Origin of the sequence: Moellerella wisconsensis ATCC 35017 (assembly GCF_001294465.1) — a bacterium.
Lineage (GTDB): Bacteria > Pseudomonadota > Gammaproteobacteria > Enterobacterales > Enterobacteriaceae > Moellerella > Moellerella wisconsensis.
Genome location: NZ_LGAA01000005.1, coordinates 1 through 4,529, shown reverse-complemented (window position 1 = coordinate 4,529; position 4,529 = coordinate 1). Strand labels below are relative to the sequence as shown.

General features: G+C 37.4%; 3 protein-coding genes, 5 tRNA genes and 1 rRNA gene. 8 read left to right on the top strand and 1 reads right to left on the bottom strand.

Annotated features, from left to right (window positions below):
- Positions 1-38: 38 nt before the first annotated feature.
- The 4 genes from M992_RS02495 (at position 39) to birA (ending at position 2,570) form a co-directional block, all read left to right on the top strand.
- Positions 39-114, top strand: a tRNA-Thr gene (locus tag M992_RS02495).
- Positions 115-141: 27 nt separating this feature from the next.
- Positions 142-257 (top strand): 5S ribosomal RNA (gene rrf, locus M992_RS02490).
- Between the two features lie 307 nt (positions 258-564).
- On the top strand, positions 565-1,599 hold the full coding sequence (gene murB, locus M992_RS02485; protein WP_053907185.1) for a UDP-N-acetylmuramate dehydrogenase: 1,035 nt from the start codon (positions 565-567) through the stop codon (positions 1,597-1,599).
- A complete protein-coding gene (birA, locus tag M992_RS02480) occupies positions 1,596-2,570 on the top strand; it encodes a bifunctional biotin--[acetyl-CoA-carboxylase] ligase/biotin operon repressor BirA (protein ID WP_053907184.1) in 975 nt (324 codons plus the stop codon). The genes murB and birA overlap by 4 nt, the downstream gene beginning before the upstream one ends.
- Positions 2,571-2,620: 50 nt before the next feature.
- Here the strand turns inward: birA and coaA are convergent, their stop codons facing one another.
- Positions 2,621-3,571 (bottom strand): type I pantothenate kinase, encoded by a 951-nt coding sequence (gene coaA / locus M992_RS02475; RefSeq protein ID WP_047257189.1) that lies wholly within the window; start codon positions 3,569-3,571, stop codon positions 2,621-2,623.
- A gap of 415 nt (positions 3,572-3,986) precedes the next feature.
- Between coaA and M992_RS02470 the strand changes: the two genes are divergently transcribed.
- The 4 genes from M992_RS02470 to M992_RS02455 all read left to right on the top strand — a co-directional run bounded on the left by M992_RS02470 (position 3,987) and on the right by M992_RS02455 (position 4,408).
- A tRNA-Thr gene (locus M992_RS02470) sits at positions 3,987-4,062 on the top strand.
- Positions 4,063-4,078: 16 nt separating this feature from the next.
- Positions 4,079-4,163 (top strand) — tRNA-Tyr (locus M992_RS02465).
- Positions 4,164-4,251: 88 nt separating this feature from the next.
- Positions 4,252-4,326 (top strand) — tRNA-Gly (locus tag M992_RS02460).
- A gap of 6 nt (positions 4,327-4,332) precedes the next feature.
- Positions 4,333-4,408 (top strand) — tRNA-Thr (locus M992_RS02455).
- Positions 4,409-4,529 lie beyond the last annotated feature (121 nt).

The following is a 4,529-nucleotide window of genomic DNA, read 5'->3' as shown; positions in this document are numbered from 1 at the left end:
TAAAGGTTGTGTCAGTACTGACTGACAGTACCATATTTGCTGATATGGCTCAGTTGGTAGAGCACACCCTTGGTAAGGGTGAGGTCCCCAGTTCGAATCTGGGTATCAGCACCATGATTTCATAAAATGAAAAAGAATTTGCTTGGCGGCAATAGCGCGGTGGTCCCACCTGATCCCATGCCGAACTCAGAAGTGAAACGCCGTAGCGCCGATGGTAGTGTGGGGTCTCCCCATGTGAGAGTAGGGAACTGCCAAGCATTAAATTTAAGAAGCCACCCATAAGGGTGGCTTTTTTGCGTTTGGTACTTAACCTATTAATATACTAAAAATTTTATCAGGATATTAATTATTTAGAGATGAAGGCAATTGTCTATTGTGTTAAATTCAGCTACTCGGCTCGATTAGCCTTATTACTCTAATTAACCGATTATCAAACTGGTATAATTGCTTTAATCTTAACAAAATAATGATAAAAGTAGTGACAATAGGAATGGTATAACTAGGTAGTTATGTAAGATAACAAAGTCCCTGAGCGATATAGCTTATTTAGCCTAAGAGCATCTAATGAAGCCATCAATTGAATTAAAGTCTGTTAACTCCTTCGGTATAAATGCTTGTGCTTATGAATTACATCGTGCGGATTCAGTCTCTGTATTATGTGATCTATGGCAACAAGCGATAGCCAAACAATATCCAGTTTTATTACTTGGATCAGGCAGCAATGTCCTGTTTACTGATAATTTTCATGGTTCGGTGATCCTAAATAGAATTAAAGGAATTGATATTCAAGAAACAGCTGATAGCTGGCATATATATGCTGGAGCTGGTGAGAATTGGCATCAGTTTATTGAGTTTTTACTGAATAAATCTATTTATGGGTTAGAGAATTTGGCATTAATTCCAGGCTGTGTTGGCTCAGCTCCGATTCAAAATATTGGAGCATATGGGATGGAGTTAAAAAATGTCTGTGAATATGTTGATATTGTTCAGTTAGATAATGGAGAAGTAAGTCGTTTATCCACCGTTGAGTGTGAATTCGGTTATCGAGATAGTATTTTTAAACATCAATACCGCGATAATTATGCAATTATTGGCGTAGGTTTCAAATTATCAAAAATATGGACTCCTATTTTAGCCTACGGTGATTTATCTCAATTAGATCGTACTACAATAACACCACAAAAAGTATTTAATACTATTTGTGCCACACGACGCAGTAAGCTTCCGGATCCAGAACAACTAGGTAATGCAGGTAGTTTTTTCAAAAATCCGATAGTTTCCGCCACAATTGCTAAAAATATCCGTCAAGATTTTCCTAACTGCCCTCAATTTTTTCAAGCTAATGGTCATGTCAAATTAGCTGCTGGCTGGTTAATTGATATGTGTGGCTTAAAAGGATATCAATTAGGCGGAGCTGCCGTTCATATACATCAAGCTTTAGTCCTGATCAATCAAGATTCGGCCACAGGTATGGATATTGTTAATTTAGCTGCAATAATAAGAAAAAAAGTATTTCAGCGTTTCTCTGTTCTTCTCGAACCTGAAGTCCGCTTTATGGGAATAAATGGAGAAATAGACTCAGTGGAATGTATCTCATGAAAGAAAACAATATCCCATTAGAACTAATAAAAATATTATCTGATGCTGAAATACATTCTGGTGAACAACTAGGCGAGAGAATGGGTATGACTCGCGCTGGAATTAATAAGCATATCCAAACATTGAGATCTTGGGGCTTGAATATTCAAACCGTCACAGGTAAAGGCTATTGTTTACCAAAAGCAATAAACTTACTCAGTATAGAAGCTATTAGCACTTATACAGATAATCAAAGAATAATTCTTGAGCCAGTAATTGATTCGACGAATCAGTATTTATTAGAGCGTATCAGTGAATTAGCGTCTGGAGATGTTTGTATCGCTGAATATCAAAGTGCAGGAAGAGGAAGAAGAGGGCGTCAGTGGGTCTCTCCTTTTGGTTGTAATTTATATTTATCGATGTATTGGAAGCTAGATCAAGGCCCTGCGGCAGCTATCGGATTGAGTTTAGTGGTTGGTATTATTCTGGCCGAAACATTAAATAAATTAGGTCATGTGGGTGTACGGGTTAAATGGCCTAATGATTTATATTTAAATGATAAGAAACTAGCTGGTATTTTGGTTGAATTAACGGGCAAAACTGGGGATGCCGCTCATATTATTATTGGTGTAGGGCTTAATATTGGTATGGATAAAGCTAATTTAGCTGATAAAGAAAATATAAATCAGCAATGGGCTAGTTTGAATGAAACTAATATATCGATTAATAGAAATGAATTAGCAGCAAAGATTATTAAATCATTACGTGAAGCATTACTTCAATTTGAAAAAGAAGGAATGACTCCGTTTATTGAACGTTGGTATAAATTAGATAATTATCTGAATCGCCCCGTTAAGTTGTTGATTGGAGAGAAAGTTATTACAGGGATTTCAAGAGGGATTAATGATCAAGGCGCTTTATTATTACAGCAAGGTGATGAATTAATTCCTTATATTGGTGGAGAAATATCATTAAGATCTAATGATAGCTAAGTTCTCATATATAAATAAGCCAGTAATCAATACTGGCTTATTTATAAATATTATTTTCTTAGCCGTACATTTTGAATAGAATGATTCTCGCCTTTAGTCATTATTAAACTTGCGCGTTCTCGTGTTGGCTGAATATTTTCAGCTAAATTTAATCCATTTATTTCATCCCAAATTTTTTCAGCAATATTAATTGCTTCAGACTCACTTAAATGAGAGTAATTATGGAAATATGAATCAGGATCAGAAAAAGCGCCTTGTTTAAATTTTAAAAAGCGACCGATATACCAGCTTTTTAGTAATTCTGGCTTAGCATCGACATAGATAGAAAAATCGACAAAGTCAGAGACAAAAACATGATGAGGTGCATGTGGATAGTCCATCCCACTTTGCAAAACATTCAGTCCTTCTAAGATTAGAATATCAGGCTGATCGATAATTTGAGTCTGGTCTGGGACAATGTCATAGGTTAAATGCGAGTATACTGGCGCAGCAACATTGCGTGCTCCTGATTTAATCTCTGAGACGAATTGCACTAAATGGTGCATATCGTAAGATTGAGGAAAGCCTTTCTTTTTCATTATTCCTCGTTCATTAAGAACTTGATTCGGATAAAGAAAGCCATCAGTTGTTATCAAATCAACCTTCCGATGCTCTGGCCAGCGGGTCAGTAGTGCTTGAAGTAATCTCGCCGTTGTACTCTTGCCCACAGCAACGCTGCCCGCTATACCGATGATATAAGGAACTTTTGCTCCATTGGTACCTAAAAACTGTTCTAGGACAGCTTGACGGCGCAAATTAGAGCTAATATAAAAATTCAATAGACGAGAAAGGGGGAGATATATTTCAATCACATCCTCCATAGAAAGTTCTTCGTTGATGCCTTTTAGCTCAGAAAGTTCTTTTCCCGTCAGCGTAAGTGGAACGGAATCCCTCAAAGTGGCCCAATGTTCTCTATCAAATTCTAAATATGGCGTAGCTATTAAGTTTTCTTTTGGTTTCATATACCAACATCTGCCTATTTGTGCAGGTTGGACAGGTTGTGTTAAACACCCGTATCCGTAAAAATAACTCGCATCATATCTATTGATAGAGGGTAGGCGTAGGTTTTTTTATGTTTTATCTATGTTTTTTTTGATGCAGATACAAAAAAATAGAATAACAGATTGTTTTTTAATCAAATAAAAATACTGAAGAGACATTTTATAATTAATATGCCAGACAAATTTTCACTCTATTTATTTTCAATGATGATTAGCTTGAATTTAATCACTGGGGTGCTGTATATTAATCGTGCTGAAATTAGTGAAAAAAACAGCAAAATAACTAGATGTGTATAATAAATAAGCGAAAGAACAAAAAAATGAAAATTTTTATTGCAACCTTCGCTAAGTATACCTAGAATGCGCAGCACTTGATGCCGGCATAGCTCAGTTGGTAGAGCAACTGACTTGTAATCAGTAGGTCCCGAGTTCGACTCTTGGTGCCGGCACCAATTAAAAATATGGAAAGGTGGGGTTCCCGAGCGGCCAAAGGGAGCAGACTGTAAATCTGCCGTCACAGACTTCGAAGGTTCGAATCCTTCCCCCACCACCAATAATTACTCTCAAGTGTTCAGACTTCCTTGCAATGAATAACACTTGAGTTGCAGTACAGCTGACTAAGTCAGGTAGCCGAGTTCATTGCGGGCATCGTATAATGGCTATTACCTCAGCCTTCCAAGCTGATGATGCGGGTTCGATTCCCGCTGCCCGCTCCAAGATGTGCTGATATAGCTCAGTTGGTAGAGCACACCCTTGGTAAGGGTGAGGTCGGCAGTTCGAATCTGCCTATCAGCACCACTTCCCCGATGTTCTCAATATTCCCTGATTTACTCTCCTGTTGAAATACAAGTAATTAATATTTCATTACTTGGTTGATGTGGTTTAACCACCGATTCCGTGTCTTAGAGGGACAATCTAA